Consider the following 16,556-nt stretch of genomic DNA (forward strand, 5'->3'; position numbering starts at 1 on the left):
TCCGGCACACTCCCCGGCGCAGCCAAAGCGATAGTGTGTATGGCGGAAAGCATTCTGCGGTATTTCCGCGGGAACCACAGCGACGTGATCGGCCGCCGTGCGTTCCGGCGGCAGCCTCCCCCGCAGCGAAAGATCGACGAAGATGAGGTCCACATGTCCCAGGACGCCAAGGAATCAACGGCCACCGCTGCCCCCATCGTTAAGGACGCCATCACTGACGCCGGGAACGGCGACGCCCTGGAAAACCTGCTGCACGAAAACCGGAAGTTCGCGCCGTCGGCTGAGTTCGCCGCGAACGCGGTGGCAGGGGCCGGGGACTACGCCGAGGCGGCCAAGGACCGCCCGGCATTCTGGGCCCGGCAGGCCCGCGAACTGCTGAGCTGGGACAAGGACTTCGGCCAGGCCCTGGACTGGTCCGACCCGCCGTTCGCGAAGTGGTTCGTGGGCGGGGAAGTCAACGCCGCCTACAACGCCCTGGACCGCCATGTGGAGAACGGCCTTGGCGACCGGGTGGCAATCCATTTCGAGGGCGAGCCCGGTGACACCCGCACCATCACGTACGCGCAGCTGACCGAGGAGGTCAAGAAGGCTGCCAACGCCTTCGAGGCCCTTGGCGTTGCCAAGGGCGACCGGGTGGCCGTGTACCTGCCGATGATCCCGGAGGCCGTGGTCACCCTGCTGGCCTGCGCCCGGATCGGTGCCGTGCATTCGGTGGTCTTCGGTGGTTTCTCCGCGGACGCCCTGCGCTCCCGCATCGACGACGCCGAGGCCAAGCTCGTGGTCACGGCGGACGGCACCTACCGGCGCGGCAAGCCCAGCCCGCTCAAGCCCGCCGTGGATGAGGCCCTTGCCAAGGAAGGCCACACTGTGAAAAACGTCGTCGTGGTCAAGCGCAACGGCGAGCCCGTGGACTGGGTCGAAGGCCGGGACAAGTGGTGGGCGGACACCGTGGACGCCGCCTCCGCCGAGCACACCGCTATCGGGCACGACTCCGAACACCCGCTTTTCATCCTCTACACCTCCGGGACCACCGGCAAGCCCAAGGGCATCCTGCACACCACCGGCGGCTACCTCACACAGACCGCCTACACCCACAAGGCCGTGTTCGACCTCCACCCCGGGACGGACGTGTTCTGGTGCACCGCCGACGTCGGCTGGATCACCGGACACTCCTACGTCGCCTACGCGCCCCTCGTCAATGGGGCCACCCAGGTCATGTACGAGGGCACCCCGGATTCCCCGCACCAGGGCCGCTGGTGGGAAATCGTGGAAAAGTACAAGGTCTCCATCCTGTACACCGCCCCCACGGCGATCCGTACCTTCATGAAGTGGGGCCGCGACATCCCGGCCAAGTACGACCTGTCCTCCATCCGCGTGCTCGGCTCCGTCGGCGAACCGATCAACCCCGAGGCCTGGATGTGGTACCGCGAGGTCATCGGCGCCAACGCCGGCAAGAACGGCGAAACCAAGGACCACCCGGCGCCCATCGTGGACACGTGGTGGCAGACCGAAACCGGCGCGCAGATGATCGCGCCCTTGCCCGGGGTGACCGCCACCAAGCCCGGCTCCGCCCAGGTTCCGCTGCCCGGCATCGCCATCGACGTCGTGGACGAAACCGGCGAGTCGGTGCCGGACGGACACGGCGGCTACCTCGTCATCCGCGAGCCCTGGCCCTCCATGCTCCGCGGCATCTGGGGCGACCCGGAACGCTTCAAGGACACCTACTGGTCCCGCTTCGAGAACACCTACTTCGCCGGCGACGGCGCCAAGAAGGACGAAGACGGCGATATCTGGCTCCTCGGCCGCGTGGACGACGTCATGAACGTCTCCGGCCACCGGCTCTCGACGACGGAGATCGAGTCCGCGCTCGTCTCCCACCCCTCGGTGGCCGAAGCCGCCGTCGTGGGCGCCGCGGACGAAACCACCGGCCAGGCCGTCGTCGCTTTCGTCATCCTCCGCGGGGACGCCGTGAACAACGGCGACGCCACCGTGCAGGAACTGCGCAACCATGTCGGCAAGGAAATCGGCCCCATCGCCAAGCCCAAGCATGTGCTCGTGGTCCCGGAACTGCCCAAGACGCGCTCCGGCAAGATCATGCGCCGCCTCCTCAAGGACGTCGCCGAAGGCCGCGAAGTGGGCGATGCCACCACCCTGTCCGACCCGACGATCATGTCCCAGATCGCCGAATCACTCAGGAAGTAGGCACGGCTCAGCGGCGCCAAAAGGCCCCGAAAGGCACCAAACAGGGCTAAGAGAAGGCGGCGGTTTCCTCGGTGAGGAGACTGCCGCCTTTGCCATAAGGGGGCTGCGGCCAGAATGTTATATTTAGTTATTTCCTGTTCTCTTTTGAGCGTATATAGTCATATCTAGTGAGATACCTCACAAGCACCACGCTTTCAAGGGAGAGAACATGGCAGCGAACATTGACCCGTTCCAGGCGGCCCACAATGCGGGTCCCGGACGGCGCACGATCCTTAAAACGCTCGGTATCGGTGCTGCCGGGCTGGCCGGAATTCCGTTGCTTGCCGCTTGCACCGGCGGTTCCGGACCGGCTCCCGGAGCCACCTCGAACAGCCTGACCTTCGGCTCGGGCTCTTCGGACGAGGTCCCCAAGAACGCCTACAAGGCAGTCACCGACGCGTTCACCAAGAAGACCGGCATCACCGTAGCCACCAACGTCGTCCCCCACAACGACTTCCAGAACAAGATCAACTCCTATCTCCAGGGCAGCCCGGACGACGCCTTCACGTGGTTCGCCGGCTACCGCATGCAGTACTACGCGGGCAAGGGCCTGCTGGCTCCCGTGGACGACGTCTGGGAGAAGATCGGCGGCAACTTCTCGGACGCCATGAAGAAGGCGTCCACCGGACCTGACGGCAAGATGTACCTGGTCCCGAACTACAACTACCCCTGGGGCTTCTTCTACCGGAAGAGCCTCTGGGCCGCCAAGGGTTACGAGGTCCCGAAGACCTTCGACGAACTGAAGACCCTGGCCACGAAAATGAAGGGCGACGGCATCATTCCGATCGGCTTCGCGGACAAGGATGGCTGGCCGGCCATGGGCACGTTCGACTACATCAACATGCGCCTGAACGGCTACCAGTTCCACGTCGACCTCACCGCCCACAAGGAAAGCTGGGACCAGAAGAAGGTCAGCGACGTCTTCGACACGTGGAAAGCGCTCCTGCCGTTCCAGGACCCCGCCGCCCTCGGCCAGACCTGGCAGGACGCCGCCAAGGCCCTCGAAGCCAAGAAGACCGGCATGTACCTCCTGGGCTCCTTCGTGACCCAGCAGTTCACCGATCCCGCCGTGCTCGCGGACATCGACTTCTTCCCGTTCCCGGAAATCGCCGTCGAAGGCACCGACGCGGTGGAAGCCCCGATCGACGGCCTGCTCCTGTCCAAGAAGGGCGGCGACAACAAGGCGGCCCATGACTTCCTGGAATTCATAGGCTCGGCGGAAGGCCAGAACGCCTACGCGTCCGTCGATACCTCCAACATTGCCACCGTCAAGGGCGCCGACACGTCAAAGTTCTCGCCGCTGAACAAGAAGTGCGCGGACACCATCGCCAACGCCAAGTACATCAGCCAGTTCCTGGACCGCGACGCCCTCCCCGCCATGGCCAACAACGTGATGATCCCGGCGCTGCAGTCCTTCATCAAGGACGGCACCGTGGACGTCAAGAACCTCGAAGCGCAGGCCAAGACCCTCTACGCCGCCCAATAGCTGCCGCTTTTCCGCGCGGGTCACCCCGCGCACCGGCATCCCCAGGACAGGTACGACGACGGCGGTCCCACCCGCCGTCGTCGTACCTCCTACGCAAGACTGAAGGAATCCCCATGAGTACTACCGCCGAAAAGCCGGCCGCCCCGGACAGCGAGCCCGGCGCGGCCGGTCAGACCCTGGCCGGTTTGAGCCGCCGCGGCGTCGGAAGGCGGACCATCAAGGCAGGCAGGGTCCGCCGGCTCACCCGGCGGGACAAGCTGGTCCTCGCGATCATGGTGGGGCTGCCCACCGTGATCCAGCTGCTGCTGGTCTGGCTGCCCACGCTTTTCTCGATCGCGCTGAGTTTCACCCGATGGAACGGCCTGGACCTTAAGGACATCAAGGCCGCGGGAACCGAGAACTACCGTTTCGTGTTCGAGGACTACCCGCCGTTCTGGCCCGCCATGCAGCACAACATCCTCTGGCTCGTCTTCCTGGCCCTGATCGCCACGCCGCTGGGGCTGCTGCTGGCCGTGCTCCTGGACCAGAAAATCCGGGGCAGCAAGATCTACCAGAGCATCTTCTTCACACCCGTCATGCTGTCCCTGGCACTGATCGGCATCATCTGGCAGCTGTTCTACAACCGCGACAGCGGGCTGCTGAACTACCTCCTGGGCACTGCCGGCACCCCGCAGGCCGTGGACTGGTTCGGCGATTCGAACGTCAACATCTGGGCGGCCATGGTGGCGGCCACCTGGCGCCACTCCGGCTACGTCATGATCCTGTACTTGGCCGGGCTGAAGGGCGTGGACCCCTCGCTGCGCGAAGCCGCGTCGATCGACGGCGCCAATGCCGTGCAGACGTTCTTCCGGGTGGTCTTCCCGGCCATGCGGCCCGTGAACATCGTGATCGTGGTCATCACCATCATCGAGTCGCTGCGAGCCTTCGACATCGTCTACATCATCAACCGCGGCACCAACGGCCTTGAACTGATCAGCGCCCTCGTCATCCAGAACCTCGTGGGCGAAGGCCAGGTGATCGGCGTCGGCTCTTCCCTCGCGGTGATCCTCCTGGTGATCTCCCTAATCCCGATCGTCTTCTACCTCATCCGCACTTTCGGCAAGGAGAGCAAGGCATGAGCACCCTCGCCAACCGCATCCCGACCGCCACGCCGCCCGCCGGCATCCGGCGCGCAACGGGCAAACGCCACTACGGCACCCATATCTTCCTGACGGTCATGGCCGTCATGTGGCTTATCCCCCTTGGCTGGAGCCTGTTCACGGCGCTGCGGCCCAAGGCGGACACAGACAAGTACGGCTACTTCAGCGTCGGGGGAACCTTCAACTTCGACAACTTCATCCAGGCGTGGACGCAGGGCGGATTCTCGAAGTACTTCCTGAACTCCGTGCTCATCACCGTCCCCTCGGTGCTGCTGACGCTGCTGTTTGCCTCCATGATGGCCTTTGCGGTGTCACGGGTGAGCTGGAAGTTCAACATCACCCTGCTGATCATGTTCACGGCGGGAAACCTCCTGCCCCCGCAGGTCCTCGCCGCTCCCCTGTTCGAAATGTTCAAGCACCTCACGCTGCCCTATTCCTTCAGCGATTCCGGCAACCTCCTGAACACCTACATTTCGGTGATCGCCGTGGACACGGCGTTCCAGATCGGCTTCTGCACCTTCGTGCTGTCGAACTACATGAAGGCCCTCTCCTCGGACCTGACCGAGGCCGCACTCGTGGACGGCGCCGGGATCTGGCGGCAGTACTGGAACATCATCCTCCCGCTGTGCCGGCCCGCCCTCGCCGCGCTGGGCACCCTGGAAGTCATCTTCATCTACAACGACTTCTTCTGGCCTCTGCTCTTCATCCAAAGCGGCGACCGGCTGCCCGTGACCACCGCCATCAACAACCTCCAGGGCCAGTTCCTCAGCAACTACAACCTGCTGGCGGCCGGCGCCACCATCACCGTGATACCCACCCTGATCATCTACCTCGTGCTGCAGCGCCAGTTCGTGGCTGGCCTCACGCTCGGTTCCAGCAAGGGATAGGAAAGCATGGCCACCCACCGCAGGTACGCTAAACCTTAGTGCCGGAGGCGTCGCCGTCGTCGAGTCTTCCCGGTAGTCCGCCACCAACCGTCCAGAGAGGCTCCGATGCTCCAGGCCGCCCGCCACACCGCCATTGTCGACGCCGTCCAGCGCGAACGGGTCGTGCGCGTCACGGACCTGGCCCAGGCCCTTGGGGTCTCCGCCATGACCGTGCGGCGGGACATCGAAAGCCTCGAAGAGGCCGGGCTCGTGGAGCGCATCCATGGCGGCGCCAAACTACCCGGCGACGCCCGCACCCACGAGCCCGGCTTCGAGCAGAAGTCCACGCAGGCGATCACGGAAAAGCAGGCCATCGCCCTCGAGGCCGCCAAGCTGGTCAAGGAGGGCTCTGCCATCGGCCTGAGCGCCGGGACCACCACCTACGAACTCGCCAAGCTGCTGCTGGACGGGCCGCGGATCACGGTGGTCACGAACTCGATCAGGATTGCCGAGTTGTTCCACCACGATCCCGGCACAAGCCGGCGTGGCACTTCGGTGATCGTCACGGGCGGGGAACGCACGCCGTCGGACGCGCTGGTCGGTCCGATCGCGACGTCGGCGCTGAAGCAGCTGCATCTGGACACCTTGTTCCTCGGTGTCCACGGCATGGATGCCCAGGCCGGCTTCACCACCCCGAACCTGCAGGAAGCGGAGACCAACAAGGCGTTCATGGCCTCGGCACGGAACGTGGTGGTCCTGGCCGACAACAGCAAGTGGGGAACGGTGGGTATCGCCTCGATCGCCGGGCTGGAAGACGCCGATGAGCTGATCACCGACCCCGGGCTCGGCGAGGAAGCCCGCCGGGTACTGGCCGAAGGCGTAGGGAAGCTGCGGATCGCCGAGGCCTAGGCGTCGTTTCGGCCCGCGCCTGCCGCGAGGTAGTCGACGGCCAGCCTGAAGCCGTGGCTGCCGGCACCGGCGATCACTGCCGAGCAGGCTGCCGACAGCAGCGACTGCCAGGCCTGCCCCGGCTGGTACGGATTGCCGGTAATGACCTCGACGACGGGGCAATGGACCGCGGTCACGGCATCCCGCAGCGCCGCCGAAGCGTGCACGGCACGGCCGGCGCCGACGACGATCCCCAGCACCGATGGATCGACGCCTTCGAGGATGCCGGCCGCAGTTGCTCCATCCTCCGCGGGAACGCAGCGGACACTGATTCCATGGCTTGCGCCGGAGATCTCCGGGACGGCGTCCTCCGGGCCGGTCAGGACGAGGATGCTCCCGCGGCGAACCGCTGCCCGACGCGAAGGCCAAGCGGCACCGCGGCTGCGGCCCAGTTCGGATGCCGCCGTCGACGGGACATAGCCGAGGCCGCGCGCGGCCTCCAGCACGCGCTGCCGGGTGGCGTCCGCCACCCTGGGTACCCCGCGCAGCGCTCGCGACACTGTGGCGGTCGAGACGCCCGCGGCTTCGGCGACATCGCGGATGTCCGCTGGGCGGCCAGGGTTTGCGGGCACCCGTTCCCTTACTGCCGCGGCCCTTCCCGGAGCGACCATGGAACCGCGCCTTTAGCCCTTGTAGCCGTGGGGGTTGTTTTTTTGCCAGCGCCAGTGGTCCTGGCACATCTGGTCGATGGTTTTGCTGGTGGACCAGCCCAGGTCGGCCAGGGCGGAGGAGGCGTCGGCCCAGAAGGCGGGCAGGTCCCCGGCGCGGCGGCCGGTGATTTCGTACGGGAGGGGGTGGCCGACGGCTTTTTCGAAGGCGTGCAGCATTTCCAGCACGGAGGTGCCGCGGCCGGAGCCGAGGTTCCAGCGGTGCACCCCGGGCCGGGCGGTGACGTAATCCAGGGCCGCGACGTGGCCTTCGGCGAGGTCCACGACGTGGATGTAGTCCCGCAGGCAGGTCCCGTCGGGGGTGTCGTAGTCCCCGCCGAAGACCATGAGTTTCTCGCGCCTGCCCACGGCGACCTGGGCGATGAAGGGCACCAGGTTGTTCGGGATGCCCTGGGGGTCCTCGCCGATCCGGCCCGAGGGGTGGGCGCCGACGGGGTTGAAGTAGCGCAGCAGTGCCACGTGCCAGCGGGCGTCCGCGGCGCCGAGGTCGGTGAGGATGTCCTCGATCTGTTCCTTGGTGCGCCCGTAGGGGTTGTTCGCCCCGATTTCCATTTTCTCGATGTACGGGACGGGGTTGTGTTCGCCGTACACGGTGGCCGAGGAGGAGAACACGATCGACCGCACGCCGTGGGCGTCCATGGCCCGCAGCAGGTTCAGGGTGCCCACGATGTTGTTGTAGTAGTAGTTCAGGGGTTCCTGCACGGATTCGCCCACGGCCTTGAGCCCGGCGAAGTGGATGACCGCGTCGATGGCGTGGGCGGCGAAGATTTCCTCCAGGGCCGGTTCGTCCAGCAGGTCGGCCTGGTGGAACACCGCGGCACGTCCGGCCAGTTCGGCGACCCGGCGCAGGGACTCCTCGCTGGAGTTGGCCAGGTTGTCCACCACGACGACGTCGTGGCCGGTTTCCAGCAGGGACAGGACCGTATGCGAGCCGATATAGCCCGTGCCACCGGTAACAAGAATTCTCATGGCTTCCTTCGAAAGGGAGTTGGGATTGCCAAAAATCTACCCGGGCCAACGCCAAACGGGAAGCGATTTTGTGAGTTTTTGTTCAGAAAGTTTCAAATTTGTTGCGCTGCAGGGGCTGGCCAGGGCTTGTCCAGGGGTGCGCCGTGGGGTTGGGCCGCAGGACAGGTGCTCGTGGCAGGACAGGTGCTAGTGGCAGCCGCAGGAACGGCGCAGGACCAATTCGCAATCGAACACCTGCGTGCGCGGCGGCTCGTCCCGCCCGGTGCCGATGATGGCCCGGACTCCGGCTTCGGCCATCTGTTGGATCGGCTGCCGCACCGTGCTTAGCGGAGGCCAGGAGAATTCGGATTCTTCCGAGCCGTCGAATGACATGACAGCAACGTCCTCCGGAACCCGCAGACCGGCCTCATGCAGGGCCCGCAGGAAGCCAACGGCCTGTTCATCAGAGGTGATGAAGACGGCTGAGGGGCGGTCCGGAACCTCCAGGAACCTGCGGCCGGCGTCGTATCCGCCGGCCCGGTCGAAGGAGCAGCGGAAGATCTGCCCGTCCGAGGCGCCCATGCCCTTGAGCGCCTCACGCCAACCGAACTCACGGCCGTCAAGAGTATTGCCCGTGACAAGTCCTTGGACCAGGGCGATGTCGCGGTGGCCGTGGCTCGCCAGGTGCTCCACTGCCCGCCTGGAACTGCTCACGAATTCGGGGCCGATCGCATCGACTTCCAAGGGATATTCGGAGAAGTTGAGCAAGACCGTTCTGATGCCCCGGCCCTCGAGTTCGCTGACTTCGGGGCGGTGGTTCAGGACGGAGCAGAGGAACACCCCGTCTACCTGCCTGTCTGCGAAATTGCTCAAGTGGCGTCGTTCCACGGTGAGGGAATCCCGGGAGTCGCCCAGCAGCATCGCATAGCCCTCTTCCTCTGCGGCCTGCTCGACGGCCTGGGCCAGGCTTGCGAAAAAGGGGCTGCCGATCTTCGGCACCACCATGCCCAGGATGCGCGATGAACCCATCTTCAGCGCCCGGGCGGTGACGTTGGGCCGGTAGCCGAGCGCGGTGATGGCCTGCCGGACCTTTCTCCTGCGTGGCCGGAGCCACGTTCTTGGGCCCGCCGTTGACCACATAGCTCACGACGGCGGTGCTGACGCCCGCGAGGCGGGCGACGTCCTTGCGCGTGATGACGGGTCGGGACGAGGCGGAGAGGTCCGGCATAGCAAACATCCTAGTTGCGGACCGTTTCCCCCAGCGGTGCCGTGAGGTTCGCCGGGGCGTCGCCGAAGTCGCGGATCGGCAGGCGTTCGCCGCCACGCAGGGCCGACTGGTGCGCCACAATTCCGGGGAGGGTGAAGCGCGCGGCTTGCCAGGCGTTGACGGGCGGCAGGGTGCCGGTGGCCACCGCCGTCACGAAATCGTCCACCAGGAAGCTGTGGCTGCCCTCGTGGCCGCTCGGCAGGGCCCGCAGCTCCTCGGGGAGGCGGGAGGGGTCGTGCACCGGAGCCAGGCCTGAGACGAAGGCATCCCGCAGGGCGGGATCGACATCGGCCAGCGAGGGGTCGTCCAAGGGGATGCTGGGAAGGGTGCTGATCTGCTCGCTGACGTCAGTGAAACCCTCCTTGTCCTGCCAGACGGCGGTTTCCACGATTTGTTCGAAGCTGCCCTCGGTACCGAAGTACCGGAAGCGGCTCTCGCGAAGGTGGGAGGGATAGCCGACGCGGCGGAACTCGTTGATGCGGACGCTGCCACCGCCGTCGAGCTCGAACAGGGCCGTGGCGTTGGAGAAGTCGTTGCCGAACATGCTGACGTCCTTGTCGAAGACGCCGTCGCCGCGGTCGTCGTGAACACCGATGCAGCTCACGCTGGTGAGGTGCCCGCCGATTCCGCCCAGCACTCCGCCCACCGAATGCGTGGGGTAGAGCATGGGCGGGTAGCTGGCGGTCTTGTGCCAATCCTTGCCGCCGCTGTACTGGTAGGCCGCGTAGAAGCCGAGGTCCATGTCGTGGACGTAGTCGCCCTCCGCATAGAAGATGCGGCCGAAGGCGCCGGCATCCTTCTGCTGGCGCGCGTAGATGGTGGCGGGGTTGTAGTAGCTGGTCTCCCCCATCATGTATGTCAGGCCGGTCTCGCGGACGGCGTCGATGATCGCCGCGATCTCCTCCTCGCTGATGGCCATCGGGACCGCGGAGTAGACGTGCTTTCCGGCGCGAAGGGCCTGGACCACCAGGGGACCGTGCGTCCAGCGCTGGGTGAAGATGGCGACGGCGTCGACGGCGCTGGCGAGCATCTCCTCGAAGCCCGGGAAAGTCCCTGCAAGCTGCTGGCGCTCTACGAGGGCGGTAGCCCTCTCCGGCAGTACGTCAGTGACATACACCTCCGAAATCAGAGGGTGCGCATTGAACAGCTTGGTGAACTGGCCGGAAAACTGGCCGGCACCTACCACGCCGAGTGAAAACGTCATTGTCTGGCTCCTCCTTGGGCCTCAACGGTCTTGGATTCATCGAGTCTCGCAGCGGGATCTACTCGAGTCAATAAAAACGCAAGAAACGGAAGAAATTCTCACAAAATTGCACAAATGCTCTTGACCCCTCAAAATCTACTCGTGTAGATTCGCTGCAGTTGTTAGTCATGTCACACTCGGAAAGGTCGACGATGACCACACTCACCAAACAGCCCGGCCCGGGGCTTTCGGCCCGGGGGCCACAGAAGTCGAGGAAGCGGGGAAAGCCTGGCGCGGACTTCCGCGGCACCGGTGATCTCAGGATCGCGCTCTTCTTCATCGCGCCGGCCATGCTCGGCTTCGTGCTCTTCTATTTGGTCCCCACCATCCGCGGGATCTACCTGAGCTTCACGGAGTACAGCATCCTCGGGGACCCGGAATGGATCGGCACCCGGAACTACGAACGCATCGCCAAGGACCCGCTGTTCTGGAACGCCCTGGGCGTCACCACCCAGTACGTCATCATCAACATCGCACTCCAGACAGCCCTTGCCCTGGGCATCGCACTCCTCATGCACCGGGTGGCCAAGTCCACGCTCATCCGCGGTGCGCTCCTGATGCCGTACCTGATGGCCAACGTCATCGCCGCCCTGCTGTGGTTCTGGATGCTGGACTACCAGATCGGCATCGTCAACCAGCTCATCGAATGGCTCGGCCTGCCCCGTGTAGCCTTCTTCGGCAGCGAACAATGGGCCATCCCCACCCAGGCGCTGATCAACACCTGGCGCCACATGGGCTACACGGCACTCCTGATCTTCGCCGGGCTGCAAGCCATCCCCAACAGCGTCTACGAGGCCGCCAGCATCGACGGTTCCAAGGCGGTCAGCACCTTCTGGCGGATCACCCTGCCCCTGCTGCGCCCGGTCCTGGTCCTGGTCCTGGTGGTCACCGTCATCGGTTCCTTCCAGGTCTTCGACACCGTGGCAGTGACCACCGCCGGCGGACCGGTCAACGCCACCCGCGTGCTGCAGTTCTACATCTACCAGCGCGCCTTCAACGAACAGGACTTCGGCTACGGCTCGGCCCTGGCCGTCATCCTCTTCCTCATCCTCGCCCTCGTGGCCTTCATCCAGATGAAGTTCCTCCGCGGCAACCAGTCGGACCTGGACTAAGGACACCCCATGACCACCACCGCTACCCGCCCGGCGGACAGCCGCCGTCGGCCGTTCAGAACGAACCGCCCCGTCAACTGGCGTCGCACCATCGCCTGGGTCCTGCTCGCCGTCGCCATCGCCGTCAGCGTCCTGCCCTTCTACTGGGTGCTGCGCACCGCCCTCTCCACCAACGGTTCCCTCGCCGCGAACTCCGCCAGCCTGCTCCCGGCCGATTTCAACCTCGGCGCCTTCAAGCGCGTCTTCGGCCTCCAGACTGCCGCGGAAGCAATCGCGGAAGGCGGCTCGGGCGCCTCCATCAACTTCTGGCAGTACCTCTGGAACTCGCTGCTGTTCTCCAGCATCACCACCGCCGGCGCCGTGTTCTTCAGCTCGATGGCCGCCTACGCCTTCGCCCGGCTGCGCTGGAAAGGCCGCGACGGCGTGTTCTCCCTCTTCCTGGGAACCATGCTGGTCCCGCCGATCTTCACTGCGCTGCCGAACTTCCTGCTCGTGAAGAACCTGGGCCTGCTCAACTCGATGCTCGGCATGGTGCTGCCCTACCTGTTCATGACCCCGTTCGCGATCTTCTTCATGCGCCAGTTCTTCCTGAACATGTCCCGCGAAGTGGAAGAGGCGGCGATGCTCGACGGCGCCAAGCACTGGCGGATCTTCTTCCAGATCGTCATGCCCAACGCCGCCGCCCCGATCGCGACCCTCGCCCTGCTGACCTTCATGGGCCAGTGGAACGAATACTTCTGGCCGCTGCTGGTGGGCACCACCGAGGAAACCCGCGTGCTCACCGTGGGCCTGGGCGTCTTCAAGTCCCAGGCACCCCAAGGCGCCCCCGACTGGTCCGGCCTTATGGCCGCCACCCTGGTCTCTGCAACACCGGTGCTGATCCTCTTCGCCATCTTCGGCAAGAAGATCGTCAACTCCATCGGCTTCAACGGCACCAAATAGCTTTCCCTCCATCCCCCAACCCCACATCAACCCACGTAAGGACCCACCATGATGAACAAGAAGGCATTCGGCGCCGTCGCCGTCGCTGCCGCGGCAGCCCTTGCACTCTCCGCCTGCGGAAGCGGAAGCAGCACCGGCGGCGGGGAATCCGCCAAGGGCGAGATCAGCTACTGGCTGTGGGACGCCAACCAGCTTCCCGCGTACCAGCAGTGCGCCTCCGACTTCCACAAGGCCAACCCGGACATCACCGTGAAGATCACCCAGACCGGCTGGGACGACTACTGGGGCAAGATCACCAACGGCATGGCCTCCGGCACGGCCCCGGACGTCTTCACCGACCACCTCGCCAAGTACCCGGACTTCATCAAAACCAAGCAGCTGCTGGCCCTGGACGACGCCGTCGCGAATGACAAGGTGGACCTTGGCCAGTACAACGAGGGCCTCGCGGACCTGTGGGTCGGGCAGGACGGCAAGCGCTACGGCCTGCCGAAGGACTGGGACACCATCGCGCTGTTCTACAACAAGAAGATGGCCGCCGACGCCGGGCTCACCCCCGAACAGATGGGCTCCCTGACGTGGAACGCGCAGGACGGCGGCACCTACGAAAAAGCCATCGCCCACCTCACCGTGGACAAGAGCGGCAAGCGCGGCGACGAGCCCGGCTTCGACAAGAACAACGTGGCGGTCTACGGCCTCGGCCTGGAATCCTCGGGCGCCGGCATGGGCCAGACCCAGTGGAGCTTCCTCACCGCCACCACCGGCTGGAACCACACCGACAAGAACCCCTGGGGCACGCACTTCAACTACGACGACAAGAAGTTCCAGGACACCATCACCTGGTGGGCCTCCCTGGCCGAGAAGGGCTACATGCCCAAGCTGGAAACCACCGTCGGCGCCAACGCCGCGGACAACTTCGGCGCCGGCAAGGCAGCCATCAACACCTCCGGCTCCTGGATGATCGGCCAGTACTCCGGCTACAAGGGCATCCAGCTGGGAATCGCCCCGACCCCCACGGGCGCCGACGGCAAGCGGGCCTCGATGTTCAACGGCCTGGCCGACTCCATCTGGGCCGGCACCAAGAAGAAGGACGCCGCCATCAAGTGGGTTGAATACCTCGGCTCCGCAGCCTGCCAGGACGTGGTCGCGGCAAAGGCCGTCGTCTTCCCGGCCGTGAAGGGCTCCTCTGAAAAGGCCGCAGCCGCATTCAAGGCCAAGGGCGTGGACGTCAGCGCTTTCACCCAGCACGTCAAGGACAAGACCACTTTCCTGTTCCCCATCACGGACAACGCTGCAAAGATCGAAGGCATCATGAAGCCAGCCATGGACGGCGTCGTTGCCGGCAAGTCCCCGGCCAGCTCCCTGACCGCAGCAAACGAACAGGTCAACGCCCTCTTCGCCAAGTAGGACCTTCAACGCGGGGTCACCTACGGCCCATCCGGCGCCGCAGCACGGGCCCGAACTGACCCCGCGTTCCCTATACAGACCACGCACCACCTGAAAGAGACACCGCCAATGGACCCCCTGCACCTCCGCTCCTCCGGTACGAGCCTCCTGCTCGCTTTCCACACCGGTGAGGCCCAGATAGTCCATTGGGGCGCCGATCTCGGCGAAGCCCTGCCGGACCTGGCGCTCCTCGCCGCACCGGTGCCTCATTCGGCCCTCGACACCCCTGTCGTCGGCGGCCTGCTCCCCCAGGCCTCGTCGGGCTGGCTCGGCCGGCCGGGCCTGCGCGGGCAGCGCTCCGAGGCGGGCGTTCCCGGTTTCGCCTTCTCCCCCGCCCTGCGGGTCACCTCCGTGGAGCGCGACGGCGGGGACACCGCCGTCGTGCTCCAGGCCGATCCGGAGGCGGGCGTCGAAGTCCGCACCACCATCACGCTGAACCCCGGCGGCCTGCTGGAACTCAGCCACACCCTCACCAACACGGGCGGGACCCCGTACCAGCTCGACGAACTCGGCCTGGTGCTCCCGGTGCCGGGGGACGCCGTCGAACTCCTGGACCTCACGGGCCGCTGGTGCCGCGAAAACCACCCGCAGCGCCACACGATCGCACAGGGCACCTGGGTGCGTTCGGGCCGGCACGGCCGCACCGGGCACGATTCCTCGCTGCTGGTGGCCGCCGGCACGGAGGGATTCGCCAACCGCTCCGGACGGGTCTGGGCCGTGCATTTCGGCTGGTCCGGAAACCACGAACAGTACCTCGACACCCTGGCCGACGGACGCCGCATGCTCGGCGTCTCCGAACTGCTCGGCTCCGGAGAAATCGTCCTCGCCCCCGGCGCGGAATACACCACCCCCGTGCTCTACGCCGCGTACTCGGACCACGGCTTGGACGGCGTCACCGAGCGCTTCTACGACTGGTTCCGCGCCCGCCCCCAGCACGTCGGGACCCAGGGTGAATCGGGCGGTTCGGGCAAGGCCCGCCCCGTGGTCCTGAACACCTGGGAAGCCGTGTACTTCGACCACCGGATCGAGCCGCTCATCGAACTGGCCGAATCGGCCGCGGAACTCGGCGTGGAACGCTTCGTGCTCGACGACGGCTGGTTCCGCGGGCGCCGCGACGACCACGCGGGCCTGGGCGACTGGTACGTGGACGAGGCCATCTGGCCCGAAGGCCTCACCCCGCTGATCGACGCCGTCACCTCGCGCGGCATGGAGTTCGGACTGTGGGTCGAGCCGGAGATGGTGAACCTGGACTCCGATGTGGCCCGGGCGCACCCGGACTGGATCGTCGGCCCCGCAACGGCATCGCACAAGGACGGCGGCCGCCTCCCACTGGAATGGCGTAACCAGCACATCATCGACCTCGCCAACCCGCAGGCCTGGCAGTACATCTACGACCGCATCGATGCCCTGCTGCGCGAAAACAACATCGCCTACCTCAAGTGGGACCAGAACCGGGACCTCACCGAACACGGCCACCACGGCCGGCCCTCCGTGCACGAGCAGACCCTCGCCGCGTACCGGCTCTTCGACGCACTCAAGGCCGCGCACCCGCACGTCGAGATCGAGTCCTGCTCCTCCGGCGGCGCCCGGGTGGACCTGGGCATCCTGCAGCGTACCGACCGCGTCTGGGCCTCGGACTGCAACGATGCCCTGGAACGCCAGACCATCCAGCGCTGGACCCAGGCCGTCCTCCCACCCGAACTGGTGGGTGCGCACGTCGGCCCCACCCATGCCCACACCACCGGCCGCACGCACAGCATTTCCTTCCGGGCAATCACCGCCTTGTTCGGCCACTTCGGCATGGAATGGGACATCCGCCAGGCCACCGGGCACGAACGGGCCGTGCTTCGCCGGGCGATCGGCATCTACAAACAGCACCGCGGGCTGCTCCACTCCGGCGTGCGCGTCAATGCGGACCTCGGCGAGCCGAAGCTGCGGTTGCACGGCGTCGTCGCCCAGGATGGCTCCGAGGCCCTGTTCGCCGCCGTCGTCCTGGCGTCTCTCGCCGCCGAGGTGCCGGGCCGGGCCGGCATGCCGGGACTGGACCCGGAACGGACGTACCGGGTGGAAGCCATCATGCCCACCGCGGAAGACACCGGAGACAGCCCTTACTCGCAGATCACACCGCCCGCGTGGCTCGACGGCGGCCTGACCGCCAGCGGCCGTTTCCTCGCCGAAGTGGGCCTCCCGCTGCCGGTCCTGCGCCCCGAGCACGCCCTGCTGCTGAAGGTCACGGCGGTCTAGTTTCCAGTT

13 protein-coding genes and 1 pseudogene are annotated in these 16,556 nt (G+C 66.0%); 9 read left to right on the forward strand and 5 right to left on the reverse strand.

Annotated features, from left to right (window positions below; genetic code table 11):
• The first annotated feature begins 153 nt into the window (after positions 1–153).
• The 5 genes from acs to ACZ9CK_RS14550 all read left to right on the forward strand — a co-directional run bounded on the left by acs (position 154) and on the right by ACZ9CK_RS14550 (position 6,641).
• The gene (gene acs, locus ACZ9CK_RS14530) at positions 154–2,202 is read left to right on the forward strand and encodes an acetate--CoA ligase (protein WP_476050910.1); all 2,049 of its coding nucleotides are present in this window, start codon (positions 154–156) and stop codon (positions 2,200–2,202) included.
• 208 nt (positions 2,203–2,410) lie between these two features.
• Positions 2,411–3,727: an ABC transporter substrate-binding protein gene (locus ACZ9CK_RS14535; protein ID WP_426299640.1), complete on the forward strand. Its 1,317-nt coding sequence runs from the start codon at positions 2,411–2,413 to the stop codon at positions 3,725–3,727.
• Between the two features lie 113 nt (positions 3,728–3,840).
• Positions 3,841–4,845 carry a carbohydrate ABC transporter permease gene (locus ACZ9CK_RS14540; protein ID WP_426299642.1) on the forward strand — a complete coding sequence of 335 codons (1,005 nt, stop codon included), beginning with the start codon at positions 3,841–3,843 and terminating at the stop codon, positions 4,843–4,845.
• Positions 4,842–5,753, forward strand: coding sequence for a carbohydrate ABC transporter permease (locus tag ACZ9CK_RS14545; protein WP_426299644.1), 912 nt, complete (start codon positions 4,842–4,844; stop codon positions 5,751–5,753). The genes ACZ9CK_RS14540 and ACZ9CK_RS14545 overlap by 4 nt, the downstream gene beginning before the upstream one ends.
• A gap of 105 nt (positions 5,754–5,858) precedes the next feature.
• Complete coding sequence (locus ACZ9CK_RS14550; protein ID WP_426299646.1) at positions 5,859–6,641, forward strand: DeoR/GlpR family DNA-binding transcription regulator; 783 nt, start codon at positions 5,859–5,861, stop codon at positions 6,639–6,641.
• Here ACZ9CK_RS14550 and ACZ9CK_RS14555 read toward each other — a convergent pair.
• From ACZ9CK_RS14555 to ACZ9CK_RS14575, 5 genes and pseudogenes are all read right to left on the reverse strand, one after another.
• On the reverse strand, positions 6,638–7,252 hold the full coding sequence (locus ACZ9CK_RS14555) for a LacI family DNA-binding transcriptional regulator (protein ID WP_426299648.1): 615 nt from the start codon (positions 7,250–7,252) through the stop codon (positions 6,638–6,640). The two genes, ACZ9CK_RS14550 and ACZ9CK_RS14555, sit on opposite strands and share 4 nt — an antisense overlap.
• 51 nt (positions 7,253–7,303) lie before the next feature.
• Positions 7,304–8,317: a UDP-glucose 4-epimerase GalE gene (galE, locus tag ACZ9CK_RS14560; RefSeq protein ID WP_476050291.1), complete on the reverse strand. Its 1,014-nt coding sequence runs from the start codon at positions 8,315–8,317 to the stop codon at positions 7,304–7,306.
• 186 nt (positions 8,318–8,503) lie between these two features.
• A complete protein-coding gene (locus ACZ9CK_RS14565) occupies positions 8,504–9,436 on the reverse strand; it encodes a LacI family DNA-binding transcriptional regulator (RefSeq protein ID WP_476050292.1) in 933 nt (310 codons plus the stop codon).
• Positions 9,429–9,533, reverse strand: a pseudogene (locus ACZ9CK_RS14570) (LacI family transcriptional regulator); the annotation flags it as partial. The gene ACZ9CK_RS14565 and the pseudogene ACZ9CK_RS14570, both read right to left, overlap by 8 nt.
• 1 nt (position 9,534) lies before the next feature.
• Entirely contained in the window at positions 9,535–10,767 is a 1,233-nt protein-coding gene (locus ACZ9CK_RS14575; RefSeq protein WP_476050293.1) for a Gfo/Idh/MocA family protein, read from the reverse strand.
• Between the two features lie 191 nt (positions 10,768–10,958).
• Here ACZ9CK_RS14575 and ACZ9CK_RS14580 point away from each other — a divergent pair, with 191 nt between their 5' ends.
• From ACZ9CK_RS14580 to ACZ9CK_RS14595, 4 genes are all read left to right on the forward strand, one after another.
• On the forward strand, positions 10,959–11,918 hold the full coding sequence (locus ACZ9CK_RS14580; protein WP_476050294.1) for a carbohydrate ABC transporter permease: 960 nt from the start codon (positions 10,959–10,961) through the stop codon (positions 11,916–11,918).
• Positions 11,919–11,927: 9 nt separating this feature from the next.
• Positions 11,928–12,860: a carbohydrate ABC transporter permease gene (locus ACZ9CK_RS14585; RefSeq protein WP_426299658.1), complete on the forward strand. Its 933-nt coding sequence runs from the start codon at positions 11,928–11,930 to the stop codon at positions 12,858–12,860.
• A gap of 48 nt (positions 12,861–12,908) precedes the next feature.
• Positions 12,909–14,264: an ABC transporter substrate-binding protein gene (locus ACZ9CK_RS14590; RefSeq protein WP_476050295.1), complete on the forward strand. Its 1,356-nt coding sequence runs from the start codon at positions 12,909–12,911 to the stop codon at positions 14,262–14,264.
• A 108-nt stretch (positions 14,265–14,372) separates the two neighbouring features.
• Positions 14,373–16,547: an alpha-galactosidase gene (locus ACZ9CK_RS14595; protein WP_476050296.1), complete on the forward strand. Its 2,175-nt coding sequence runs from the start codon at positions 14,373–14,375 to the stop codon at positions 16,545–16,547.
• Positions 16,548–16,556: the final 9 nt, after the last annotated feature.

The organism is Arthrobacter sp. TE26545, assembly GCF_056279005.1.

Bases quoted from the DNA above. Each gene is read 5' to 3' on its own strand.
- ACZ9CK_RS14545 (WP_426299644.1), top strand. From the start codon at position 4,842: ATGAGCACCCTCGCCAACCGCATCCCGACCGCCACGCCGCCCGCCGGC.
- ACZ9CK_RS14580 (WP_476050294.1), top strand. From the start codon at position 10,959: ATGACCACACTCACCAAACAGCCCGGCCCGGGGCTTTCGGCCCGGGGG.
- ACZ9CK_RS14540 (WP_426299642.1), top strand. From the start codon at position 3,841: ATGAGTACTACCGCCGAAAAGCCGGCCGCCCCGGACAGCGAGCCCGGC.
- ACZ9CK_RS14535 (WP_426299640.1), top strand. From the start codon at position 2,411: ATGGCAGCGAACATTGACCCGTTCCAGGCGGCCCACAATGCGGGTCCC.
- ACZ9CK_RS14565 (WP_476050292.1), bottom strand. From the start codon at position 9,436: ATGTGGTCAACGGCGGGCCCAAGAACGTGGCTCCGGCCACGCAGGAGA.
- ACZ9CK_RS14590 (WP_476050295.1), top strand. From the start codon at position 12,909: ATGATGAACAAGAAGGCATTCGGCGCCGTCGCCGTCGCTGCCGCGGCA.
- ACZ9CK_RS14550 (WP_426299646.1), top strand. From the start codon at position 5,859: ATGCTCCAGGCCGCCCGCCACACCGCCATTGTCGACGCCGTCCAGCGC.
- ACZ9CK_RS14575 (WP_476050293.1), bottom strand. From the start codon at position 10,767: ATGACGTTTTCACTCGGCGTGGTAGGTGCCGGCCAGTTTTCCGGCCAG.
- ACZ9CK_RS14585 (WP_426299658.1), top strand. From the start codon at position 11,928: ATGACCACCACCGCTACCCGCCCGGCGGACAGCCGCCGTCGGCCGTTC.
- acs (WP_476050910.1), top strand. From the start codon at position 154: ATGTCCCAGGACGCCAAGGAATCAACGGCCACCGCTGCCCCCATCGTT.
- ACZ9CK_RS14595 (WP_476050296.1), top strand. From the start codon at position 14,373: ATGGACCCCCTGCACCTCCGCTCCTCCGGTACGAGCCTCCTGCTCGCT.
- galE (WP_476050291.1), bottom strand. From the start codon at position 8,317: ATGAGAATTCTTGTTACCGGTGGCACGGGCTATATCGGCTCGCATACG.